Source organism: Winogradskyella schleiferi, assembly GCF_013394655.1.
GTDB classification, from domain to species: Bacteria; Bacteroidota; Bacteroidia; order Flavobacteriales; family Flavobacteriaceae; genus Winogradskyella; species Winogradskyella schleiferi.
On sequence record NZ_CP053351.1, the window covers coordinates 2,898,681 to 2,922,872 of the forward strand.

A 24,192-nucleotide genomic window follows, 5' to 3' on the forward strand; every position below is an offset into this window, starting at 1 on the left:
AAAGTACTTTAATACAATCAACCATGAAAAAATTAATGCTCTTCATTTCAGCCCTTTTATTTAGTACCTTCTTCTACGACCAAAGTATTGGACTCAACCTATTTCTATTTAGCATACTTACAGTTGTGATTCTTTACATCAATAATCAATCACAATTTAAGAATCGGAAAACCCTCATCTACGCTATCGCTTACCTAATTACGGGTTTAACCATATTTTTTCATAATTCTACGCTTTCGGTAATTGCTAATTTGGTAGCATTCTTCACATTAATCGGCCATCTTTCTGAAGTTAAATCTTCCATTTATGTCAATTGGTTGAATGGTTTGTACACCACAATAGCCGGTTTTTTTCATCGGAATTTCGCCCTACCAAAACCAGAAACAAAAGCTGAAGAAAAAACTCAAATCGATCATTTGCATTGGGCAAAAATCATCCTGATTCCTGCAGTTATTGTTGTGGCCTTTATTGCACTTTACAAAGATGGAAATCCTGTTTTCAGTAACTTAATTGAAGCCATAGATTTCGGATTTATAAATGTGCAATGGGTATTAATTGCAGGTTTGGGCTATTATTTATTCAACAATATTTATGCACCAATCGAAGTGGAACCTGCAACGGAAATCGATTTAAAAACTGATAATAATTTATTCAAAACGGATACGTTTTCCATTCCAAAATTAAAACAAGAAAACCAACTAGGTGTTATTCTAATTTCACTTTTAAACGCCTTAATCGTACTGTATTTAATTACTGATATCGCTTTTATAACAGCTCAAGAAGATATTAGAGCTTCTGTGTATTCAGCACAAGTTCATAGTGGCATCAATGCCTTAATTGCTTCCATTGTTATTGCCATAATGATTCTACTCTATGTGTTTCGAGGTAATCTTAATTTTTATGAAGACAACACAATCCTTAAACGCCTCGCCTTCACATGGATTATCTTAAATATGTTATTGGTGCTGAGTATCGTTTTTAAAAACGGTCAGTACATCTATTATTTTGGTTTGACCTATAAGCGTATTGGGGTTTTAGTTTATCTCATGCTTACCAGCATCGGACTTGTAACTACCCTTTTAAAAATTAATAGTGTAAAAAACATATGGTACTTGTTCCGTATAAATACGCAAGCTGCTTTTATCATCCTCATCTTGTCCAGCACTATAAATTGGGATTATCATATTACCAATTACAATTTTAATTATGCGCAATCCATGGATTTTGGTTATCTCATAGAGTTATCGGATAACAACACCTTATTACTAAATGAACAGCTTCAACATAAAAAATTAGACGATGACGCCATTCAACGTATAGAATCGAAATACAATAAATATGTGTACCAATTGCGAACCAACAATTGGCAAGAATTGAAGTGCGATAATCTAAAAATAAAAACGAAATAAAATGGCTGGATTATTCCTTATCGCGCTCGTAATTGTTGGTGGCTTCACATTTGTAATTTTAAGACTAAGCGTCTCGTGTATGTTTTGGTCAGCCAAAACTTCAGAAGATAGAATGAAAATATTTAAGCTTTATTTTCCGTATTACATTATCTGTTTATTCACACTCTGTATTTTAGCCATTATAGGATTAGACCAAAGCATATTTGCGATTTACTATTTCTGTTCAGTGTTCTTTATCTCACTTTTTATATGGAGCGGTAAAATAAAGTACCCTTCAAGATTCAAGAAAAACCTCAATAACACTTTAGAACCTCAACAACCCGAATTACCATGAACCACCTCTTCAAAATCGTAAAGCAAAAACGAAAGCAACTTATCATTTGGCTATTTGAACATTCGCAACGTATATATACGTCGTTGTTTAAAAATCATAAGCCTTGGGACGTTAGCAAGTCCGAATTACTTAAGTTCCCTGAACCCAGTTTCGGTCGCCATTTGGGAGAATTCTTGGATAAAAATAATTTCGAATTGATACCGAAAGTAGAACGTCACGATTGTTACCATGTGCTTTGTGGCTACAGCACCAAAGTAGAAGATGAAATTGCGTTACAATGTTTGTGCTATGGCAACGGAAAACGCAGTCCGTATTTGTATGGCGCCATACTACTTGGTATTGCTATTTTGCCGGATTATTATAAATACTACTATAAATCTTTCAAAACAGGAAAGGCAGCACATGCGTTTCATCATTTTGATTTTCAGAAACTTTTAACGGTTTCCATTTCAGATTTTAGAGCTGCCATTTTTCCGAAGCATGAATTAGTAAACCTAGAACTAGCATAATGATAAAACTTTTTTATAAAGAACGATTAATTATGAACTACATAGTCTTAATTATAACTAATAAAATTCCTTCCCATTGGGAAGGTTAGGATGGGAATGAAAAAATTAAAAATCTTAATCCTATCAGGAGTTTGTGTGGCCATTGGTGTGTTTTTAACCTTCCATTGGGTTAGTTATAAAGCCAAAGGACTGAACTATAATGACATCGATACTATTCCTAAAAACAAAGTCGGACTTGTTCTTGGCGCAAGTAAATACGCGCCAAGTGGAAACATCAACTTGTTTTATAAATACAGAGTTGAAGCAGCGGTTGACCTATACAAAGCTGGAAAAATAGATTACATTTTAGTCAGTGGCGATAATGGCCGAAAAGGCTACGACGAACCCACGGATTTTAAAAACGATTTAATCGAAAAAGGTATTCCCGCCGAACGTATATTTTTAGATTATGCAGGTTTTAGAACTTTGGATTCCATAGTTAGAGCGAAGGAAATTTTTGGTCAGAATTCCATCACTATTATTTCACAGCGATTTCATAACCAGCGAGCCATTTACATCGCTCAACATTTTGAAATTGATGCTGTGGCTTACAACGCCAAAGACGTTTACAAAACACCTGCAAGAGAATATTTGGCACGTGCCAAAGCGAGTTTAGATGTACTGTTTAATGTAGAACCAAAATTTTTAGGCGATAAAATCGTCATCAAATGAATTTAAAATTATTTCAACATGAAAATTCAATTCAACAAAAATTATTTGGCCTTGGCACACTTTCTGTTATTAGTGGAATTGGCCATCGCTTTCATCATAAAAACCGGATTTATTCGCTACACTTTTGGAGATTATCTCGTGGTTATTTTACTGTATGCAATTATAAGAGGATGCACCAACTTGAATGTGAGGGCTTCAAGTTTGGTCGTCCTCTTGATTGCTTATGGGATTGAGTTTCTTCAGCTCACACCATTCTTAAGCTACTTTAATTTAGAAGATAGTTTTACGGCAAAACTCATTTTCGGCAGTACATTTCATGTTATGGATTTATTAGCTTATACCTTGGGAATTCTAACAGTTTTAGGCATTGAATCTTCAATTTCCAAATTACAAAACTCAAAAAATATCAGATTATGGAAACACTAAAAACACTCGTTCAAACACGGTTTAGAACCTTATCACTTCTTAGTGTCGCCTTAGCATTTAGCGTTATTTTATTGATGCTACGCATGAAACTCAACAAATCCTTTTTCTTTTTGTTTTTAATCTGGAATGTGTTTTTGGCCATCATACCTTATACCATAACCATGTACCTCAGCACCAAACCCAATCTCAGTAAATTAAAACTCACTTTTGGCTTGATGATTTGGCTTATATTTCTGCCAAATGCACCCTATATCGTAACAGACCTTGTTCATATTAGAATAGGTAACGACTCGCTTTTATGGCTAGATATTTTAGTGATTTTATCTTTCGCGCTGAGCGGCTTATTACTCTTTTATATCTCGATTTTAGATATGCAAAAAATCGTTAAATCTAAATTTGAAAAATTGCCCATTGAAGCAATTAGCATTAGCATTCTCTTTTTATGCGGATTTGGTGTTTATTTAGGTCGTTTTTTACGCTATAATTCTTGGGAAATTATCAGTCAGCCACAACTATTGTTTTTAGATATTTTGAATATTATTATAGCACCATTTCAGAACTATGAAGCTTGGTTGTTTACCTTAGGTTTTGGACTATTTTTGGTAGTTGGTTATTGGGTGTTTAGGAATTTGAATCAAAACTCAACACATGAATTCTAAAAACACGTTTTTCTTCAGTATTCTATTTTCAATAGTAATAGTAGCCAAAACTGCTTATACTTTTGCCACTAACGATGCATTAATTTTTATTCTGAAACCAATAAGTAAAGCGGTTTCATTAGTGTCCAATGTTAACTTTCAGTATGCAAATGAATTTGGATTTTACTTTGAAGAGCTTAATATAACTATAGATAAATCGTGTTCAGGCATTAACTTTTGGCTAATAAGCTTTGTCGTTTTTGCGACGCTACTTGTTAAAATTTGTAATTCAAATTTTCAGAAAATTATAGTCATTCCATTATCATTATTAGCAACTTATATCCTAACACTATTTGCAAATACATCTCGGATTTTAACTTCAATCTTTATTGAAAAACAAACCAATTTTAACTACTCATGGTTACACCAAGCAGAAGGTGTTTTTATCTATTTATCATTTTTAATTCTTGTTTATATGATTCTTAATTATACACTAACCAAATACTATAGTCACGATGAAAAACTTACTTAATCCAAAATGGCTTTTAGTCATAAATACCTTACCTATAGTTTTATTATTCCTACTGTTTTTAAGTGATTACAACATTATTAAAACACTTTTATCTGAAGAAAACATAACATACTGGAAAGGGTTTGGCTTTACTTTATTTGCTTTAGCAAGTGTGAATCTGATATATACAATTTACTGTATTCTTAAAAAACAAAACATTTCCATTTACTACGCTTTTATAAGCCTTGTGTTGTACATCATATTTATTTATCAGTATAATATACATTCTACCTCAATTTTACCTTGGGATATCCCAAGGTGGATGCTTTCAGGAGATTTACTGCTATACGTTGGTACTTTTTTAATGCCAACTTTGGCGCATTCCCTGTTTATAATAGTTATTAAGTTAACCTCAACGAATAAGAATCATAAGGCATGGCATAGCTTTTTATTGTCTTTAGCAGTGCCTTTGGTTTGGTTTATATTCTTTCAGCTTATACTTCCTTTTTGGCGTAATGTGAGTTACGGTTTTAATGAACACGCTTTAATAATATCCATGGTTATTGGAGTTATAGTATTTCTGTTTTTTCTTATCAGAGGAATATATATTTTATCCATAAAAAAAGGAGTGCAGTGGAAAAAATATCAGCTCGTATGGAAAATTCCTATTGCTATACTTTTTCCACTTTTAGGACTTTTAGTAAATAGAGGGTTTTTATTAGATGGTTTTTCCACTGGAAGCACTGGGATATTTGGCGATTTCAACTCTGCATGGTTTTATATCATTGCTGTTGTAAATGGACTATTTATCTGTTTACCAAATACAGAAAACAAAATCTATAGACTCACATTATACTTTGGTCGCAGTATCACTTTGGCCTACACGTTATATTTCTTCATTGTCTTCTTACCCTTTTTGCCCCTTTCCGTAATTGCCATTATTGCTGTTGGCGTTGGTTTTTTAATGCTAACACCTTTAGTGCTTTTTGTAATTCATCTTCAAGAATTGGTTTCGGATTATTCGTTTCTAAAACAGCATTTTTCAAAACAATTACTAATTACTGCTTCTGTTATTGGATTTCTTATTATTCCAATGGGTTTAACCCTATCTTATCATAATGACAAATTGGTTATTCATGAAACCTTAAATTATATCTACAATCCAGATTATTCTAAAGATTACATTATTGATACGGAATCTTTACGGAAAACATTAGATGTTGTATTGACTAACAAAGACCGAAGAGATGATTTTATATTCGGAAAACAAACGCCTTACCTGTCTCCTTTTTTCAATTGGATTGTTTTAGACAATTTAACGCTATCTGATGCCAAAATTAACAACATTGAACGTGTTTTTTTCAATGCTGAATCTTTCAATCTTAGGTCAGAAAACATCAGAAATAGCAACGTTGATATATCTAATATTTCTTCAACAAGTACTTTTAATAAAGCTGAAAACAATTGGACAAGTTGGATAAATATCGAAATTACAAATGCTAATTCTAATAATTTCATGTCAGAATATGCTACAACAATTGACTTGCCAAATGGCTGTTGGATTAATGATTACTATCTCTATGTTGGAGATAAAAAAGAAATGGGAATTTTGGCCGAAAAGAAATCTGCAATGTGGGTTTTCTCACAGATTAGAAACGAAAATAGAGACCCAGGATTGTTATATTATTTAACCGGAAACAAAGTCTCTTTCAGGGTTTTTCCTTTTGCCGAAAATGAAGTTAGAAGAACAGGTATTCAATTTATACACAAAGAACCAGTTACAATAAATATCGACAATCACGAATTAGTTTTAGGAAACATCACTAACGCAGCAATTGATTATTCTTCACAAAATGAACATGTTGCTTATGTTTCTTTAGATGAAAAGAAAACACTTACACCAGTAAAAAGACAACCCTATTATCATTTTGTTATTGATGCTTCTGCAGAAAAACAGAACTTAAAGGACACTTATGTGAAAACCATTGAGCAATTCTTAAATCAATACCCATTGAATTCAAATCATAAGGTAAGTTTTACAAATAGCTATTCTCATACAATCAATATGAATAAAACATGGAAAACTAAACTCGATGAACAAGTTTTTGATGGAGGATTCTATTTAGAGCGTGGTATAAAGAAAATTCTATTTGAAGCTTTTGATAATATGACCAATAGCTATCCGATTATTGTTGTGCTTACAGATGATATGTTAAGTTCAATAATTTCTAAAGATTTTAAGGATTTCAAAATTACATTTCCAGAAAGCGACCTTTTTTATCATTTAAATACATTAGGATATGTTGCCTCTCATGATTTATCAAACCATCCGAAAAAATTCATTCAAGATGATACCAAAATAGAAACTGGTCAATCTGTATTGGCATGGCCAGACACAACTAAAACGCTGGCATATTTACCTAATAATAAGCAACCAGATATAGTTTTAAAATCTTCAAGTTTTGAAATAAATGAAGCCAAAATTAAACCTAAAAATTGGAATTCTGGTTTACTACTTCAAGGTAGATGGTTGTCAAATATTTTACATCCTGAACACTCTGAAAACGAATGGAATCAAAACGTTAAATACAGTTTTATATCTAAAATAATGACACCATTAACTTCTTACATTGTGGTTGAAAATGAAGCACAAAAGGCCATTCTAAAAAAGAAACAAAAGGAAGTACTCTCTGGTAAAAAATCTTTGGATTTAAATGATGACACTCAGCGAATGTCTGAACCAGAGTTATTTATACTACTAATACTATTTGGACTGTTCTTAATGCATAGAAAAATGCGGCTAAAATTAAATAATTATTAAGCATCCCGATTCTTATCCTGAATCTTTCGGACAATTTTGGTCGCTCTATTTCGCGTTAACATTCGAGGTAAAATGGACAAGAACTTATTGAATGTTCCAGGTATGGCAACCACTCTCCCATTTTGCATCGCTTTGTAACCATAAGCCGCTACACGTTTAGGACAAGCCATATTAAACGCTATTTTATTTTCTACATTATCTTGGGAAATCACGCTTTGAAATGCTGTTTTTGTTGGTCCAGGACATAAGGCCGTGACGGTAACACCAGTGCCTTTTAATTCATTGGAAATAGCCTGGGAAAAGGATAAAAGATACGATTTAGAGGCATAGTATAAAGCCATCATTGGACCAGGCTGAAAAGCTGCTAAGGATGATAAATTTAAGATTTTACCCGAACCACGTTTTACCATATCTGGTAAAAGTAATTTAATTAAATGTGTTGCCGTTAATACATGTAGGTGTAACATCTGTGATTCGCGCTCCCAATCCGTATCACAGAAGGTTCCAAAAAGCCCAAAGCCGGCATTATTAATAACAACATCTATAGAAATATCGCTAATAGCTTCATAGATATCATTAGCCACGTTGGCCACACTCAAATCTTTTAGTAACAGCGTAATCTCAATAGAATAGGTATCTAAAATATAGGATTTTGTATGCTCCAGCTTTTCTGAATCAACATCAATTAAAATAAGATTATAACCATCCTTAGCCAACAGAAGCGCCAACTCCATACCCAATCCGGACGCTGCACCTGTCACTAAAGCCGTTTTATTTTTACTCGTTTCCATCGATATAATCTTGCAAATAACCAAAACGCTTAGTTAATTTACCATTTTCGGTGATCTTAGCACGTTTTAAAATTTCCCTTTCGTCATTATTGAAAAACGCAGGAATCACGTGTTCTAAAAATGTTTCCCCAAATCCTTCACTAGCATCTTTAGGCAATTCGCATGGCAAATTATCAACGGCCATAACGGTTATGGTATTCTTCGCATCAAAAGCCACTTCTTTTTCGGTTTGCGGATCATAGCCATAAAAAGGATCTGCAATCGTTGAAGGCCTAATGGTACTTGCCACTGGACCATCGATATCACAAGAAACATCAGCCACTAAATTGATTCTGAAGTCTGGATGTTTGGCATCTTCCCTTGTAAACAAATAAGGCGCATTATTACCATAAAAATGACCAGCAATAAAATAATCGGTTTCTTTGGCATAAGGCATAAAATTGCTTTCGTATCCTGATGGGTCTTTATAAAATTTGTACTTCTCTCCTACCTTACCGTCTTTTCGTTTGGCATATTCCATCACATCTGCCATGACATAAACGGGCTCAGTAAACTGTGACGTTAAGTATAAAGCGTCAGTAATTTCCTTAACACCCAAATGATCCAGAATTTCTTTGGCACCAAAGGCTACTTTTCCTGTTCCTGTAAGTAGAATTTTTAGATTTGGAATCGTGATTTTATCTAATTCCGCTTTAACCTCATTTAAATCCGCCAAGGTTTCTACTTTCGGTAAATTAAATGCACCATCTCGTAAGCCTAAAGCTCTAAAACCATTATAAGCACCGACTAATCCTGCATAACGACCAAAGCCAATTAAACGTGCCCCATTTTTTTTAACAATGGTTTCATGATCGAATAGTTCAATGTTTTTTTCCAACATAGCCACTAGAAGCGCTCTGTTGTAAGGTTGCTTTTTTATGGTATGTGAAAAGAAAAAATATTTTTTATTAGGGATAAGATTATCAATTGGAACTTCTTTTACACCAATCATCACATCAGCTTCAGAGACATCTTCCAAAACTTCGAAGCCTTTATTTCTATAGGCTTCATCAGGAAAAATCCTGATATCAGAAGCTTCTACAATGAACCGTACATTTGGATAGGTCAATTGTGCTTCTGCTAAATGTTCTGGCGAAAAAACCACACGTCTATCTGGTGGATTTTTTCGTTCTTTTATGATGGCGAATGTCATGATACGCAATAAAAATTTAAATTAATTTAAAACAAGTTGTTTTACACAGCTTGTCACGATTTTATTTCTGGAATTCCTCAAAGGAGGCTTTGAATTTACGGATTGCAACTTACAAATTACTAGCTGAATATAGCAATAACTTTTTCACGAAAATAATTTCATTCTATAGCTCAAACTTCATTAGTACACCAATAACTAATCGGCTCGCTCTACCTCACTTTCAAGTTTAAGGACATAATCTCCATCTTCTTGCTTAATATATAGTGCTTTGTTACCTTCTTCTCCGTGTCGTGTTACCTCGTTGCCCTTAATGGTTTTGGTCACTTTTTTTGAATAGGTCTCCATGACTTTACCTTCTGCGGTGCCGTTGCCCCATTTCCATTTCACTTTCGTTCCTTCTTTAATCATGGTTTCATAGAATTTATAGTTCCTACAAAAATATAAAGTTATTTAGGAATTCCGAAAAAAACCTTCGCTTTAAAAAACGAATCCAGTTAACATAAACTTCGATAGAACAACTATTTATGATGGTTTTTTATTTTATTGATGCAATATTAATCAACTAAAAAAAATAATATGAGCTCAAAAAAAGAAATGATCTCCCGTATAGGGATGGCTGCAAAAGGAATTGTCTATCTGCTTATTGGCGTATTGACGGCTATGGCTGCTTTTGGACAAGGAGGAAGCAAAAGTGGTAAGGACGGCATATTAAAGTTTTTGGCACAACAATCTTACGGTAAAATATTGCTTATTGCTCTCGGTTTAGGCCTAATTGCTTATACATTTTATAGATTCTATCAAGGATTTGGTAATATAAAAAATCACGATGATGATGCTAAAGGCTATTTTAAGCGAACTGCTTATGTGGTGAGTGGATTGATTTACGGTTATTTCGCATTCTCTGCAATAAAATTGGCTTTTGGAAGCTCTTCTGGTGATTCCGGATCTTCTTCCAAATTACTGAATTCAGAGTACGGAGATATAATTGCAATTGTTATTGCCATTATATTATTAGGAAAAGCCATATATGAATTCTATGTTGCTTATTCTGGAAAATACAAAGAAGACATTGAACATGCAGGCATTGACCCAGATGCCCAGAGTTTATTGACCAAAGCAGGAAAAATGGGCTTTACGGCTAGAGGTATTGTAGCTGGTATCATGGCTTTTTTATTTTTCAAGACTGGCATGGGAAATTCTGGTGGCGACATCAACAGAGCTGATGCCTTTAGTTTATTACAAAATGAATTTGGATCTATAGTTATGGGGCTTGTGGCTTTAGGGGTTGCACTCTACGGCGTTTTTATGTTGATAAAGTCCAAATATCCTGACACAAATGTGAGATAAATTTAAACTGACATATTTTCTTAATGTTATTATAAAAGTATTTTGGTATAGCATTTGCACAACTATTTTTAGTAATTTCGCAGACCTTGGAGCAATAATTACTGTTTCTTGGTATGGTGCGTTAGGGATGGAAGCGGCATCCTTTTGCTTTTTTGCAAAAGATATAGCGGACAGCCCGACTGAAGCGTTTCCTGCAAGGCTTGTACCAAACTTGTTTTGGTATCTAAACCTTGTAGGTATTAAGCGGAAGGAACGCCCGAAAAAAATATTATCATTTATTGATTGATGAGATCCTGAAACAAGTTCAGGATTAATTCGATTACGCAAATTAAAATTTGCTATCTCATTAAGGGGTCGACTGGTTTTGACAGCGAGATTAATTGAATGGTAAGCACGTCGTGTAATGGCATTGAAACACGTAAAAGGCTAGACCAAATTTTAAACGGCGAGAATAACTACGCTTTAGCTGCATAATCTGAATTATAGTAAGATTCGTGCTTATTCCTACTAGGTAGGAAGGCTAAATGTCTCCGAAAAGCCCTAGTCAGTGGCGTTTCTATTTGAGGCATCGTAAAAATTGACTAAGATCGTGTAGCGCTTCGATGCACTTTCGAGATTAAGAAGCTAAGTTGTAAGTAGGTTGTCTTTAACCAGCTTGCAATCGAAAACCCAAGAAAAGAATAAACGTGTAGAAAGCCCTTTGGTTACTTGTTTGGACGAGAGTTCGATTCTCTCCGACTCCACTTTTTAAAACCTCAACTTATTGTTCTCCAATTTGTTGAGGTTTTCACTAGTTTTAATAATTGTTTTGTAATCTACCATAGTCTCAATACTAGTTTCAAAGTGGTCTTACTTAAAAAGTCCGATATTCTTATCTTTAATATCTTTCATCGCTTTTATGAATTCACTGCACTCATCACTGTAATCCTTTGTGTAAGATATTCGAATACATCTGCATTATTATTTATTTAAGCTTTTACAAGGCTCTCAATTTCATCTTCGGTTAAACCATATAATTATTAAACCAGACCATTTATCTCTTTATCAATTTGGTTAATTCGGTTTTGATTTTTTGTGAGATTTTTATTAATTTTCTTCGGATAGGTCAAACGAGTCAAACTCGAATTTTTAATTAATGATTCTATTTCTTAAGACCTAAATTTTTATAATTTCTTGTTTGAACTAATAGCTAGATGAAGTCCTTTGATAAAATCTCCATAATCCAAATATTGCCAATTCTGAAGCTTTTTCAACAACTCGCTTGAGGCACATTTTTGCATATTGTTTAAAATCAGATTTTAGACATTTACGCCAAATACCATCAGAAATAAGAAAAACAACATTATCATTTTAATAAATGATTTATGGTGCTTTATTTTCATGGTTATATTTATAAATAAATCTCAAGAATTTCTGAAGAATCCGAAGTCAATTCCACGGCATCAGTCATGGCAGGTAGTAATATGGTTTCTCCAATATTTAAATTATAAGATTGCCTATTATAGGTAAGTTCTAAACTACCATTGACGCACATATAAATTACAAACGAATCGAGCTGTGCATAATCTTTTACCAACGTTCCAGACACTTTAATGAAATTGGTCTTAAAGTATGGGGAATGCACCAAAACATTTGAAGTATTAACCGCTTTGCCGTAATCCGTTTTATAATTGTTATAGTGTTTAAAATCAATCGCATCTAAGGCTAATTCAGTATGCAATTCTCGCTCTTTACCTGTGACTTTATCTTTTCGTTTATAGTCATAAATACGATACGTTACATCCGATGTTTGTTGGATTTCGGCCAACAACACTCCAGCTCCAATAGCATGTACACGACCTGTTGGGATATAAAACGTATCTCCTTTAGTTACGTTTTCATGATGCAATACTTCTAATATGGTGTTATCGCTTAAATGGTTTTGATACTTGGTTTTATCCATTTCAGAATCAAAACCAACAATAAGTTCAGCATCCTTGTCAGCACCTATAACGTACCACATTTCGTTCTTTCCAAACGAATTATGACGCTCTTTAGCCAATTCATTGCTTGGATGAACTTGTATTGACAACGGCGCTTCTGCATCGATAAACTTTATAAGTATCGGGAAATCAGTTCCGAAGTCTTTATAAACCGCTTCGCCAACAAAATCGCCTTTATATATTGATATGAGTTCTTTAAGTGTTTTACCTTTTAAAGCCCCATTTGATACTTTGGTTTCATCACCTTCAACATCAGAAATCTCCCAAGATTCACCAATGTTTTCACCTTCATAATCTTTTTTGAGATCCGTTTTCAATTTATTGCCTCCCCAAAGTCTGTATTTAAAAATGGGGTCGAATTTTATAGGATATAGTTCCTGTTTACTCATGTTTTAATCGTATTCTTTATTAAATATTACTTCTTATATTATTACTCTTTCAATGTTCAGATTTTATAGAAACCATGCTCCTAAGCACTAATCCCTTGATAGACATAGACGTTAATCATAGTAAAAAATGATAGTCGGTTTCTGTTTTTTTTGCTCCACTTCTTTAACTTATCTTTTACAATTTAAATCAAAAAATCACATAAGACTAAATTTACTCTTAATGTTTTCTTTGAATTTAGAAATGACATCTTAATTTTATAAAATAGTTGTTCTTATGTTTTTCCAAACATTTTTTAGCAAGACTCCAGAAATTGCGGCGACAACAGTTAATCCTATGGCATAATTATAGTCACCGTAAATCCAATAACCTGTTGCGAACATGCAACTGTAAATAAGAACACAGCCAATGAGCATAGCTGCTATACCAGAAGGTACGCTCCATTTTTCGTCTGAGGTTTTTAACGAAACACCTTCCGCATTAGCTTCTGATATTACTTTTTCCCAGCCTGGACCACCGGGTTGTATTTTTCTGTAAAAACTTTGTAAGACTTCTTTACTTTCGGGTTGCGTCGCATAAGTGGCCATAAGCCAAATAACCGTCGTTGTCAACACCACAAGTGGATATTCCCAATAACTTACAAAAACACTTTCTTCTGATTTAAACAAATAGTCTCCAAGCGGTGTTAGTTTTAATAGTATTGATAAAATACCAGACGCAAACATTGCTGTGATTTCACTCCATGCGTTGATGCGCCACCAGAACCAACGTAAGATAAATATTAGTCCAGTTCCTGCTCCAAAAACGAGTAACAATTCAAATAGTTGAAGGGCATTTTGTAATAACAGTGCAAACAATGCACTTATAACCATGAGTACTACAGTTGATAATCTACCTACTGCAACCAAACGCTTTTCAGATGCTTTTGGGTTTATTTGTTGCTTATAAAAATCGTAAACAATATAAGAAGATCCCCAATTTAACTGTGTAGAAATTGTACTCATATACGCTGCAATTAGCGATGCCAATACCAATCCTAATAATCCGCTTGGCAGTTTTGTAAGCATGGCAGAATAGGCTAAATCATGGCCCAGCTTATCATCTGTTATATTCGGAAAAGCTTCTTGTATACTTGCTAAATCTGGAAACACGACTAATGAAGCCAATGCAACCAAAATCCACGGCCAAGGTCGTAATGCATAGTGCATAATATTAAAGAAAAATGTGGCTCCTATAGCATGATTTTCATCTTTGGCTGCCAACATTCGTTGTGCAATATAACCACCACCACCAGGTTCTGCACCTGGATACCAAGAACTCCACCATTGGACCGCCAAGGGTATAATAAAAAGTGTAATTAGTGCATTTTTATTACTAAAATCTGGTAATATCGATAATTTATCCATTACGTTCTCATTTAGCATAATAGCTTCAATACCGCCGACTTCAGGTAAATTAACTAAATAATATGCTGCGCCAATTGCACCACCCATCGCAACAAAAAATAGTATGAAGTCTGTGTAAACAACACCTTTGAAGCCACCCAGAGCACTAAATGCAACTGTAATAAATCCTGCACTTACAACAGTTTGCCAAGGCTCTAAACCGAGCATAATACCACCAATCTTAATTGCCGCTAGCGTTACTGCAGACATAGTGATTACATTAAAAATCACACCTAAGTAAATAGCTCTAAACTTTCTTAAAAATGTAGCTGGTTTTCCGCCATATCTGAATTCATAAAACTCAATATCTGTATTGACATTGGATTTTCTCCAAAGCTTGGCATAAACAAAAACGGTCAATAATCCTGTAATTAAAAAAGCCCACCATACCCAGTTTCCCGATACACCATTAGTTCTAACTATATCTGTAACCAAATTTGGTGTATCTGTAGAAAAAGTTGTGGCAACCATTGAAACCCCTAATAACCACCAAGGCATCGTTTTTCCAGAAAGAAAGAATTCTGATGAACTCCTACCCGCTTTCTTAGACACGTAAACACCTATGGACAGGGTTATTATAAAAAAAGCTATAATTAAGATATAATCGAGAATGCTTAAAGACACCATTTATTTTGTTGGTTAAAAACGTTGTAAATAAATTAAAAGCAGAAATTAACTAAAAAATTTCCTTTCAAAAATTATTAACCAACTATTTTAATGAAAATAAATAAAAAAGATACCTTATTAAATTTTATTCGAAAAATAACCCATCTTAAAAGATATTATTAGAATACTCAATATTACTATATCCAAATATCTATAATAGGCTCCTAAATACTCAAACCATATCTATTATGTGTTTTCTATCCTTCTTCTGCCCTATCATTTTTCCTAGTGATATAAGTCAGCTCGCCAGATATTAAATTTAAATGAAGAACAACATCAATATATAATAAATCTGCCATTTTCGTTTTTAGATGTTCATTGGCAGGTTATTGATGTACCGTTAAAACTGTATTGCTATTTAATTTGTTCAATGTTGAAATTACTTTCGATTTTACAATGCCTATTTTTCTGAACAAATCAGGTTTATTATCAACTACACACATAATTTCGTCGTTGTGAGCGGAAGCATAATCCTTAAGTTTATAAGCTGGCTTTAAAAATTCCAAACCTATTGAATTACACGAAAATTGCTTGAGATATCCTAAAAAAGTTTCTATGTTATCTGCTGCCTTCTCTGTTAATGTACTTTGTTCTTTTAGCACCAATATGCCAATTTGGGTATTGGTGTTTTCCAATGCTTTAATAAAGCGCTCTATCTCGCTCGTATTAATTTTATTTTGAAAATCTGAGGCTACAGTTAAAGTGATCCCGTTACAAGTTGTGGCATGTGGTGGCACAATTAAAACAGGACAAGACCTTACTTTTTCTAATATATTTTCGGTCTTTGCACCTAATGTGGATAGCCCTTTACTGGTTAAAACAATAATATCAATTCCTATTTTGTCAACATTGTCCTTAAGTCCATCTACAATATTTCTATTTTCTGAAATGGCATGAAATGAATGCTTTATGTTATTGGATTTTATAGTGTAATTTGTTACTAATTTTCCAAGGCTTTTTAAAGATTGCTCTTTTGGTCTTTCAAACCATTCGTCATCTGCCTGAAGCATTTCTATAGCACTCAAACCAGTCATTTCATAACGATATGTATTCAAAAAGTAAAACTCACAATTTTCATTTTTGAAGAGATTAATAATGTAATCTACAGTCTGGCAACTTTTTAGCGAAAAATCTGTTGGAATTAAAATTTTTTTCATCTTTTTTTACATTTTGAATTAATTATATTTATGGTGTTCCCGCTTAAATTTGATGGAACATCGAAAGGCTACTTAATTTGATACTTTTTTAGTATCGTGTAAAATTCAATTTTAAATCTTTGGTGCTCTTCAACCAATTTTAAATAAATATGACGTTTATGCTCGTGTACTTTTAACCTATTAGCATCATATTCAACTTTTCCGTATTCATATTCCGTTTTAAGTTCTTGCTCGTACTTGTATAAATTAGCCATAGTAAGCACAATTTTTCTACGTATAGCTTGAATGGTTTGCGAAACCGAAATCATCTTTACAAGCTGTTTTTCAATAATGCCAAAATAATCTAACTCCGTATTAAAATCTTCTAGCATAGTTGTCCATAGTTTTAGTTCGCTTAAATCTTTTTTAATACACAAGCGTCTATGGACATCTATTTTATATTCAAAAATTGTACTCAATTATTTTTGTTTTAGCTACGTTTAATCATTTTTTGAAAGTGAAAATTTACCGTGTACTTTATTGAAAAAAGCATCTTTTAACCTTCGGTATTTATCTAAATGATAGAGATAGCTTCTTCGGTAACTTTCATGCTCTGCTATGTAAATCATATCACATTGGGTGTCTTCACATTCTGCAATATCCATTCTAGAGTTTGCATATTTTAAAAGTGCTTTAAGCAAAGTTTCATTTTCAGTTTGCTTCTTATCAAATCGCTCTACGATATCATGATCTTCCAGATTATTTTTTAAACCCTTATTACAGATACCTATAAGATTATTGAGCTCCTTTTTAATGTATTTTAAATGATTGATCCAATTATCCAATTCCATCGTATTAATTTTGTGCGTTACATCAATACTGGTGTCGTGATCAAATATGTCTATATTTAGAGTTTCCATAGTTTTAAATTTTATATTATAATATCCATACCACTATAGGTTTCTTGTTGCTGAACCTTTGCAATGGTAATTTGCTGTATCCCATTAGGGAAATCCCATATAATGGAATCTCCCTCTGAGTAACCGATCAAAGCCGATCCCATTGGTGTTAGTACAGAAATCTTGTTGTTTTTAACATCTTTATCCATTGGGATGACCAATTGTACCGTTTTTTCTATGCCATTATTAAAAGCAACCTTTACTATTGAGTTAAAGCGTATGACATCTTTGGGAATATCTTCTTCGTCAACAATATGTGCCGATTTTAGCTCTTCGAATAATGCCAGTAAACACTTCTGAATTTCATGGTTTTCAGCATATCCCGAAATATTAAGTATGCGTTTTAAATAGACATACTCCTTTTTTTCTAATATTAAACTTCCGTACTTCATGTCTATGAGTTTTTGATTTTTTTATGGAAAAATCCCTCTTTGTATATATGCTTTTTCAATGCGTTCTATAGCTATACAAAATGCTGCGGTTCGCATATCTATACCTTCATTTTTAGAATAGTCAAATACCTTATCAAAAGATTCTTTCATCTTTTTGTCTAGTTTCCCCATAACTTCATCTAACTGCCAAATTTCTCCGTTTCTGTTTTGAAGCCATTCAAAATAACTACCAACGACGCCTCCTGAATTGCAAAGGATATCTGGAATGATAGTGATGCCTCTATCTAACAATATTTTCTCTCCTTCAACATTTGTTGGCCCATTAGCTCCTTCGGCAATAAGCCTAGCTTTTATACAAGGTGCGTTTTCTTTAGTAATCTGGTTGCCTAAAGCTGCAGGAATACAGATGTCACAATCTAAAGTGAAAAATTTGTTTTTATCCACAGGTTTTGCATTTGGAAAATCGACTATACTACCATCATTAATTTGAGAGTACTTGAATAAATCTTCAACCTTAATGCCTCTTTGGTTTTGAATACTACCGTAAGCATCCTGTACAGCAACTAATTTAGCACCATCTTTCTCTAAGAAATGCGCTGCCCAATACCCAACATTACCAAAACCTTGTACAATGAATTTTTTTCCCTCTAGATTTTTATTGTTTTTTTCTGCCCAAAATTTAATGGACAAATACACACCGTAACCTGTTGCTCTATCACGTCCTTCCAATCCGCCACTTCCATCTGGCTTCCCTGTAACAACGTGCTGATTTGCCGTACGTTCTGCTGGTGGACGCGTACTCATATAGGTATCTGCTATCCATGCCATAGTTTGACTATTGGTGTTGACATCTGGCGCAGGAATATCATGCTCTGGTCCAATATTGTCAGCCAATGCAAATGTGAAACGTCTGGTAATTCGCTCTAACTCGTTTTTAGAATATTTTGTTGGATCTAGTTTTATACCTCCCTTACCGCCTCCATAAGGCAAACCTGCCAAGGAAGTTTTCCAAGTCATCCACATTGCAAGTGCGCGAGCTGCATCAATATCTACTGTTGGGTGATAACGCAAACCGCCTTTATATGGACCTAATGCGTTGTTGTGTTGAACTCTATAACCAGTGAATATCTCAACATCGCCATTATCCATTTTTACAGGAAAATTTACAATGATCTCATTGTTGGTAATGCTCAGAATTCTTCTGATGTTTGGATGGAGATTAATTTGGTCTGCAGCACTGTTAAACTGCTCCATAACGTTATCCATCATACCTCTTACAGGTAATTTTTTAGGTGTTTTTTTCAAATCTGCTGTTAATGTTGCCATTGTCTATTTTTAATTTTTTAATTTTTGAAATAAGGGTTCTATTAAATCGTTTCTGTCATTTTCTGTCAAAAAATCTATAAGGACTTGTTCTAATGGTTTCAAATCTTACTTTGCTTGGCGTTGTCCTTAGTTTTATAAATTCGTTTATTTGCTATTTAAAGTCACCATGAGCACAATTGAATTACTATTTATTGCCCAACTATTATACTGTTAGCTTTAATTGTACCCAAAGTGACTATTTTTCGTTCTACGCTAAAGTCCTTGCTAATAGGTTTTTAATTAAAATATCTATTGACAATAGATCGCTCATTGTATTTCTGAGTGATGTATTTGTTTCGTGATGCTCTATCGGACTTTTTAGGTCTTAAATTTTTACACGTAATTGCTGAAATAAATGCATTAAAAATCATGATGTTATTTTTTTTGTTGTTAAACTAATTCTAGCTTTTTATTTAAATTTTTCTGTGGTTTATGCACAGTCTCTAGCGCGCACACTTCCGCAATAAAAGGATCATACTCGCTGCAGGACCAGACCTTGTCTTTTTGCATTGTTAGGACGCAATTATTGAGATGTATGCAACTCGGACAAATATTAATGTGGTTCATAGTAAAATGTATCAAAGTTATACACCTACCAAAAGGCAATGCTTATGCCAAAGACATTATACTATTTATATAAAAAACCTCAAAACCCTTATGAATATTGGATCTTGAGGTTTTTTACAAAGAATGCAGTGAATTAAAAACTGGCACTTATTTACCCATACGGGTAAATTCTATCTTATCGTTAAAGGTAAGAATTCAGTGTTCCAAGAATATTAAAATAGAAAATTCCCTTATAATATCTACAAGGGAATCTTTTCTAATGATATCAATTAATTTTAATTATAATACCTTAAGCTCTCCTGTTCTTATGGCATCGTCAAAATCGACCTTTACACTTCTTAAGGCATTGTAAAACTTACCTCCATTTTTAGGTTTTATGCGGATCTCTGCACTACCATCTTTGGTAAGAGTTACGCTTGTAACTACAACCTCCTCTCCATAGACCAATTTATCATTAGCGATGCCACCACGTTTTATGATAAAGTTCTTTTTAGGAAAATTGATATGTTTAAATTCTTGTCCTGAAGGGCTGGCAATTTCAAAAACATCCCCTTTTTTTACATCAATTTTTTTCTCTTGGGCGCTTACACCCAAGGTTACAAAAGCAAAAATACATACTACTATAAGTTTTTTCATTTTAAGAAATTTTATATTAAACATTCCATGATTCTAATAATTACTAATCAAGAAGCAAGTCATGTGCCACAAGAACTGGGCTACATAGTTTAATTTATAAATACCTAAATGTCAGGTATTTAATTATTCAATAGAATTTGAAGCTAAGTAAAACACTGGGTAAAAAAGTATCAAGTGCGTAATATTTACCCAGTTTAATTGTCCAATTTTTGACGAAGCGTTTTACGAGTAATTCCTAAAATTTCTGCAGCCTTGGTTTTGTTATTTCCTGTCGCTCGCAATACTTTTTCTATGTATTGCTTTTCTACAACTTTGAGTGGCACCAATGCTTCCGCAGAAAAAGCTATGGTATGTTTTAAATGATCTGGTAGATGTGCTACATCCACAACCTTGTCGCACATAATTACAGCACGTTGAATGATGTTTTCTAATTCTCTGATATTACCCGGCCAATTATAACGGTTTAAAATATCTAAAGCCTCAGGTGTTATTTTTAAAAATCGGTCTTTGTATTCAATACCGTATTTAAACAGAAATTTATCGACCAATAAAGCAATATCCTCTTTTCTTTCTCTCAATGGAGCTACGTTGATTTCTACAACAGTCAATCTATAATATAAATCCTCTCTAAAAGTTTGTTTTTGTATCATATCTCGCAAATCACTATTTGTAGCTGCTATAATACGTACATCTACTTTTTCTGGTTTTGTTGAGCCTACACGAACCACTTCTTTTTCTTGAAGCACGCGCAATAATCGCGATTGCACGGCTAATGAAGCATTTCCTATTTCATCTAAAAAAATAGTACCTCCATTTGCTGCCTGAAAAAATCCTTCTCTATTGGTTTCAGCACCAGTAAATGCTCCTTTTGTATATCCAAATAGTTCTGCTTCCAATAAATTTTCTGGAATACCACCACAATTAACTGCAATGAATGGTGCCCTAGAAAACTTGCCTTGATAGTGAATGGCACGAGCAACCAACTCCTTTCCTGTACCACTTTCCCCTTTAATAAAAACAGTTGCCTTGTTATCCTTTACTCGCTCTATTACTTGTATAATGTCATTTATTTTTTCCGATTTCCCAATGATTTCTCCATAAGCTTTAGTTTTTTCTTCGGAATGTGTTTTAGACTTAACGTTTTTATCTTCAGAAGAAACCAAAGACTTATCCAATGCAGATTTTAACTCATCTTTTGTAAAAGGTTTAGTTAAATAACCGACCACTCCAGATTTAATTGCTGCTAATGAACCTTGAACCGACGGATAGCCAGTAACAACCAGTTTGGGTAATTTTGGATAGTGCTCTGATACAAATTTTATAAGCTCAAAACCATCAACCTCTGGTATTTTTAAATCTGTAATCAGTAAATCTATCTGAGTGTCTCGTAAAATGACTACTGCTTCTTTAACCGAAATCGCTTTAAAAACGTGATAATTCCATGATTGTAAATGTCGCTGTAGAAGCTCCAGAATATTAACATCATCATCAACAATAAGTATGTTCTCTTTGCGTAATTGCATCGTTTTAATTAGTCTTTAGGAAGTGTTATTGTAAAGATAGCACCTTTATTAGTATTATTTTCTGCAGTTATTGTGCCTTTATGTGATGCCACTATTCCATGAACAACACTTAGTCCTAAGCCTGAACCATCGCCTATTGGTTTTGTAGTGAAAAAAGGTTGAAATACCTTTTGTAATTCATCTGATGTGAACCCTTTACCTTCATCTGATATTTTAATAACCACATCTTTTTTCGTTTTGTAAGCCTCTATAACAATCAGTCCTTCTTTAGGCGAAAAATAAATCGCATTTATCAATAAATTAAAAATAATCTGTGTGAATTGAATTGGATCTGCTTTCAACCAGAGTTCTTCCTCTTCAATTTTAATACGACGTTTTACGTGTTCTTTTTTGAAGGTAGCATCTAATAATTTAACTGCATTTTTTAAATGAGGAACAAGATTAATGTGTTTCATTTCCTGAGGCATTTCGCAAGCAAAAAACATGAGTTTTTTAACAATCTCTCGAGAAAAAATAGCATTATCTATAATTTTATCTAAATCCTTAACAGCCTTCTTCTCAGTTTCCAAATCATTTTTGAGTAATTCTGCAAAACCCAAAATATTTGCTAATGGTGTATTGAGTTCGTGAGCGATACCTGCTGTAATTTCGCCTAAAATATTTAGACGATCAGAGTGCTCCATTTGCCGTTTTAACGAGGTTTCATTCTTTTGGATTTCAATACGCTCTAAAAAATTCCCAACTTTTAAGGCTACATTATCCAGTAGCAATTGTTCTTCTTTTAAAAAATTAATCTCTTTTGAATTTGTTGTCTTTAAATGAACTATTATTTGACCTTTGACGTGATTAAAAATTTTAATATCCGAATGAATAGTTAAATCATCTTCAATAAATTCATTTGTAAAAATTGAAATATCTTCACAATGAATAATCACAACTGTTTTATCAGGATATTGGAATGCTTTTTTCAAACTAAAAACGATGGCTTTTAGGGTGTCATCGACCAATTCTACATTTGCACTGCCAATAATGGATGACACCTCATATAAACACGTTAATTCTTTAATTCTTTCTTTTAATGCTTGCTCAGTACTAGTCATTATTTATTATTTCTTTATCAACTTCAGAATCATTGATATTTTTAATTTCGCTTGAGCTAAACCTCAATATCAAATATCCAATTACGGCAGAAATCAAGGACCCAAGAAGAATGCCTATTTTGGCAGAACTTATATATTCTGGTGAGGATGCAAATGCTAAACTAGCAATAAATATTGCCATTGTAAAGCCAATACCTGCAATGAAAGAAACACCAAAAATTTGCCTTTTATTAATATCTGATGGAATTTCAACTAAATTCAGCTTTTTAGCCAAAAATATTATTGCTGGAATCCCTAAACCTTTACCTAAAACCAGGCAAATTATAATATTTATTATTAAAGGTATTTCTATCCCAACTGAACTGTCTATGATAACTCCTGCATTGGCCAAAGCAAATAATGGTATAATAAAATAGGCTACCCAACCGTGAAAGTTATGTTCTAAATGTTGTAATGGCGACTGAAATTTGTTGCTCCAACTCTCCAAATCATCCATGTGTTCTATTTGCTCTTTAGATAAAATAGGCTTCTTTAAAACACTTGCATTTTTTATGTTATGATATATAGTTTCTAATTGTGAGATAAAGGTCGACGTTTCAATTTTTTGTCTTATTGGAATAGAAAAAGCTAACAAAATACCTGCTACAGTAGGATGTACTCCAGATTTTAAAAACAATAACCAAATGATAATCCCTGTGAAAAATGTTATAAATTTAGAATAGTAACCTTTAAAAGATAATACATATAATATAGCCAATAGACCAAGTCCTATAAGTAATAATGTCATTTTAATAGTTCCACTGTAAAAAATAGCGATGACCAAAACAGCTTCAATATCATCTACAATGGCGAAGGCAATTAAGAATATTTTTAAACTTATTGGCACTCTTTTTCCTAAAGCATTTAATACTGCTAACGAAAAAGCGATATCTGTTGCCATTGGTATTCCCCAGCCTTTAAACGTTTCCGGATTTTGATTTAAGAGCATAAACAAGACTACTGGAACTATTACGCCTCCCAAAGCTCCAAATAAAGGAAATGCCAATTTCTTTGCTGAGTTTAATTCGCCAATTAGCACTTCTCTCTTAATTTCTAATCCTATTAGGAAAAAGAAAATAGCCATGAGACCATCATTTATCCAAAGTATTACCGGTTTTTTAAGCTCAAACCCTTCAGATGTTATACCAATTTTATAATCCCAAAGGGCAGTATAACTATCTCCGAAAACTGAATTAGCCCAAACTAAGGCTACAATTGTGCTTAATAATAGTAAAATACCACTAAATCCTTCAATTTGTACAAACTTTTGGAATGGTGTTAGAAATCTTTTAGTCATGTATAAGTA

Annotated in this window: 23 protein-coding genes and 1 other RNA gene; 10 read left to right on the forward strand and 14 right to left on the reverse strand. The window is 33.3% G+C overall.

Going from position 1 to position 24,192, the window contains the following annotated elements:
* Positions 1 to 23 precede the first annotated feature (23 nt).
* The 8 genes from HM990_RS12560 (at position 24) to HM990_RS12595 (ending at position 7,359) form a co-directional block, all read left to right on the forward strand.
* Entirely contained in the window at positions 24 to 1,409 is a 1,386-nt protein-coding gene (locus HM990_RS12560; RefSeq protein ID WP_178989275.1) for a DUF4153 domain-containing protein, read from the forward strand.
* A gap of 1 nt (position 1,410) precedes the next feature.
* On the forward strand, positions 1,411 to 1,743 hold the full coding sequence (locus tag HM990_RS12565; protein WP_178989276.1) for a hypothetical protein: 333 nt from the start codon (positions 1,411 to 1,413) through the stop codon (positions 1,741 to 1,743).
* On the forward strand, positions 1,740 to 2,252 hold the full coding sequence (locus HM990_RS12570) for a Coq4 family protein (protein ID WP_178989277.1): 513 nt from the start codon (positions 1,740 to 1,742) through the stop codon (positions 2,250 to 2,252). Before HM990_RS12565 ends, HM990_RS12570 begins: the two co-directional genes overlap by 4 nt.
* A gap of 96 nt (positions 2,253 to 2,348) precedes the next feature.
* Complete coding sequence (locus HM990_RS12575) at positions 2,349 to 2,963, forward strand: SanA/YdcF family protein (RefSeq protein WP_178989278.1); 615 nt, start codon at positions 2,349 to 2,351, stop codon at positions 2,961 to 2,963.
* An 18-nt stretch (positions 2,964 to 2,981) separates the two neighbouring features.
* Positions 2,982 to 3,389 carry a ribosomal maturation YjgA family protein gene (locus HM990_RS12580; RefSeq protein ID WP_178989279.1) on the forward strand — a complete coding sequence of 136 codons (408 nt, stop codon included), beginning with the start codon at positions 2,982 to 2,984 and terminating at the stop codon, positions 3,387 to 3,389.
* The gene (locus tag HM990_RS12585) at positions 3,377 to 4,048 is read left to right on the forward strand and encodes a DUF1361 domain-containing protein (protein ID WP_178989280.1); all 672 of its coding nucleotides are present in this window, start codon (positions 3,377 to 3,379) and stop codon (positions 4,046 to 4,048) included. Before HM990_RS12580 ends, HM990_RS12585 begins: the two co-directional genes overlap by 13 nt.
* Positions 4,038 to 4,559 carry an exosortase K gene (gene xrtK, locus HM990_RS12590; RefSeq protein ID WP_178989281.1) on the forward strand — a complete coding sequence of 174 codons (522 nt, stop codon included), beginning with the start codon at positions 4,038 to 4,040 and terminating at the stop codon, positions 4,557 to 4,559. The genes HM990_RS12585 and xrtK overlap by 11 nt, the downstream gene beginning before the upstream one ends.
* Positions 4,543 to 7,359, forward strand: coding sequence for an MSEP-CTERM sorting domain-containing protein (locus HM990_RS12595; protein WP_178989282.1), 2,817 nt, complete (start codon positions 4,543 to 4,545; stop codon positions 7,357 to 7,359). Before xrtK ends, HM990_RS12595 begins: the two co-directional genes overlap by 17 nt.
* Here the strand turns inward: HM990_RS12595 and HM990_RS12600 are convergent.
* The 3 genes from HM990_RS12600 to HM990_RS12610 form a co-directional block, all read right to left on the reverse strand.
* Complete coding sequence (locus HM990_RS12600; RefSeq protein ID WP_178989283.1) at positions 7,356 to 8,150, reverse strand: SDR family NAD(P)-dependent oxidoreductase; 795 nt, start codon at positions 8,148 to 8,150, stop codon at positions 7,356 to 7,358. The genes HM990_RS12595 and HM990_RS12600 overlap by 4 nt on opposite strands.
* Complete coding sequence (locus tag HM990_RS12605) at positions 8,137 to 9,342, reverse strand: NAD(P)-dependent oxidoreductase (protein ID WP_178989284.1); 1,206 nt, start codon at positions 9,340 to 9,342, stop codon at positions 8,137 to 8,139. The genes HM990_RS12600 and HM990_RS12605 overlap by 14 nt, the downstream gene beginning before the upstream one ends.
* Before the next feature lie 195 nt (positions 9,343 to 9,537).
* Positions 9,538 to 9,750, reverse strand: coding sequence for a hypervirulence associated TUDOR domain-containing protein (locus HM990_RS12610; RefSeq protein ID WP_178989285.1), 213 nt, complete (start codon positions 9,748 to 9,750; stop codon positions 9,538 to 9,540).
* A gap of 168 nt (positions 9,751 to 9,918) precedes the next feature.
* Between HM990_RS12610 and HM990_RS12615 the strand changes: the two genes are divergently transcribed.
* Complete coding sequence (locus HM990_RS12615; RefSeq protein ID WP_178989286.1) at positions 9,919 to 10,689, forward strand: DUF1206 domain-containing protein; 771 nt, start codon at positions 9,919 to 9,921, stop codon at positions 10,687 to 10,689.
* 350 nt (positions 10,690 to 11,039) lie between these two features.
* Positions 11,040 to 11,435, forward strand: a transfer-messenger RNA (tmRNA) gene (gene ssrA, locus HM990_RS12620).
* Positions 11,436 to 12,079: 644 nt separating this feature from the next.
* Here the strand turns inward: ssrA and HM990_RS12625 are convergent.
* From HM990_RS12625 to nhaA, 11 genes are all read right to left on the reverse strand, one after another.
* The gene (locus HM990_RS12625) at positions 12,080 to 13,060 is read right to left on the reverse strand and encodes a type I phosphomannose isomerase catalytic subunit (protein WP_178989287.1); all 981 of its coding nucleotides are present in this window, start codon (positions 13,058 to 13,060) and stop codon (positions 12,080 to 12,082) included.
* Between the two features lie 255 nt (positions 13,061 to 13,315).
* Positions 13,316 to 15,130 carry a sodium:solute symporter family protein gene (locus tag HM990_RS12630; protein ID WP_178989288.1) on the reverse strand — a complete coding sequence of 605 codons (1,815 nt, stop codon included), beginning with the start codon at positions 15,128 to 15,130 and terminating at the stop codon, positions 13,316 to 13,318.
* Between the two features lie 365 nt (positions 15,131 to 15,495).
* Positions 15,496 to 16,326 (reverse strand): universal stress protein, encoded by an 831-nt coding sequence (locus HM990_RS12635; protein ID WP_178989289.1) that lies wholly within the window; start codon positions 16,324 to 16,326, stop codon positions 15,496 to 15,498.
* A gap of 68 nt (positions 16,327 to 16,394) precedes the next feature.
* Positions 16,395 to 16,784, reverse strand: a complete 390-nt coding sequence (locus HM990_RS12640) for a hypothetical protein (RefSeq protein WP_178989290.1) — start codon at positions 16,782 to 16,784, stop codon at positions 16,395 to 16,397.
* A gap of 21 nt (positions 16,785 to 16,805) precedes the next feature.
* Entirely contained in the window at positions 16,806 to 17,225 is a 420-nt protein-coding gene (locus HM990_RS12645) for a hypothetical protein (RefSeq protein WP_178989291.1), read from the reverse strand.
* An 11-nt stretch (positions 17,226 to 17,236) separates the two neighbouring features.
* On the reverse strand, positions 17,237 to 17,656 hold the full coding sequence (locus tag HM990_RS12650) for a GreA/GreB family elongation factor (protein WP_178989292.1): 420 nt from the start codon (positions 17,654 to 17,656) through the stop codon (positions 17,237 to 17,239).
* 21 nt (positions 17,657 to 17,677) lie between these two features.
* Entirely contained in the window at positions 17,678 to 18,982 is a 1,305-nt protein-coding gene (locus HM990_RS12655) for a Glu/Leu/Phe/Val family dehydrogenase (RefSeq protein WP_178989293.1), read from the reverse strand.
* Positions 18,983 to 19,867: 885 nt separating this feature from the next.
* Entirely contained in the window at positions 19,868 to 20,224 is a 357-nt protein-coding gene (locus HM990_RS12660; RefSeq protein WP_178989294.1) for a hypothetical protein, read from the reverse strand.
* A gap of 194 nt (positions 20,225 to 20,418) precedes the next feature.
* Positions 20,419 to 21,747 (reverse strand): sigma-54-dependent transcriptional regulator, encoded by a 1,329-nt coding sequence (locus HM990_RS12665; protein WP_178989295.1) that lies wholly within the window; start codon positions 21,745 to 21,747, stop codon positions 20,419 to 20,421.
* Positions 21,748 to 21,755: 8 nt separating this feature from the next.
* Positions 21,756 to 22,847 carry a sensor histidine kinase gene (locus tag HM990_RS12670; protein ID WP_178989296.1) on the reverse strand — a complete coding sequence of 364 codons (1,092 nt, stop codon included), beginning with the start codon at positions 22,845 to 22,847 and terminating at the stop codon, positions 21,756 to 21,758.
* Positions 22,840 to 24,183 (reverse strand): Na+/H+ antiporter NhaA, encoded by a 1,344-nt coding sequence (nhaA, locus tag HM990_RS12675; protein WP_178989297.1) that lies wholly within the window; start codon positions 24,181 to 24,183, stop codon positions 22,840 to 22,842. The genes HM990_RS12670 and nhaA overlap by 8 nt, the downstream gene beginning before the upstream one ends.
* Positions 24,184 to 24,192: the final 9 nt, after the last annotated feature.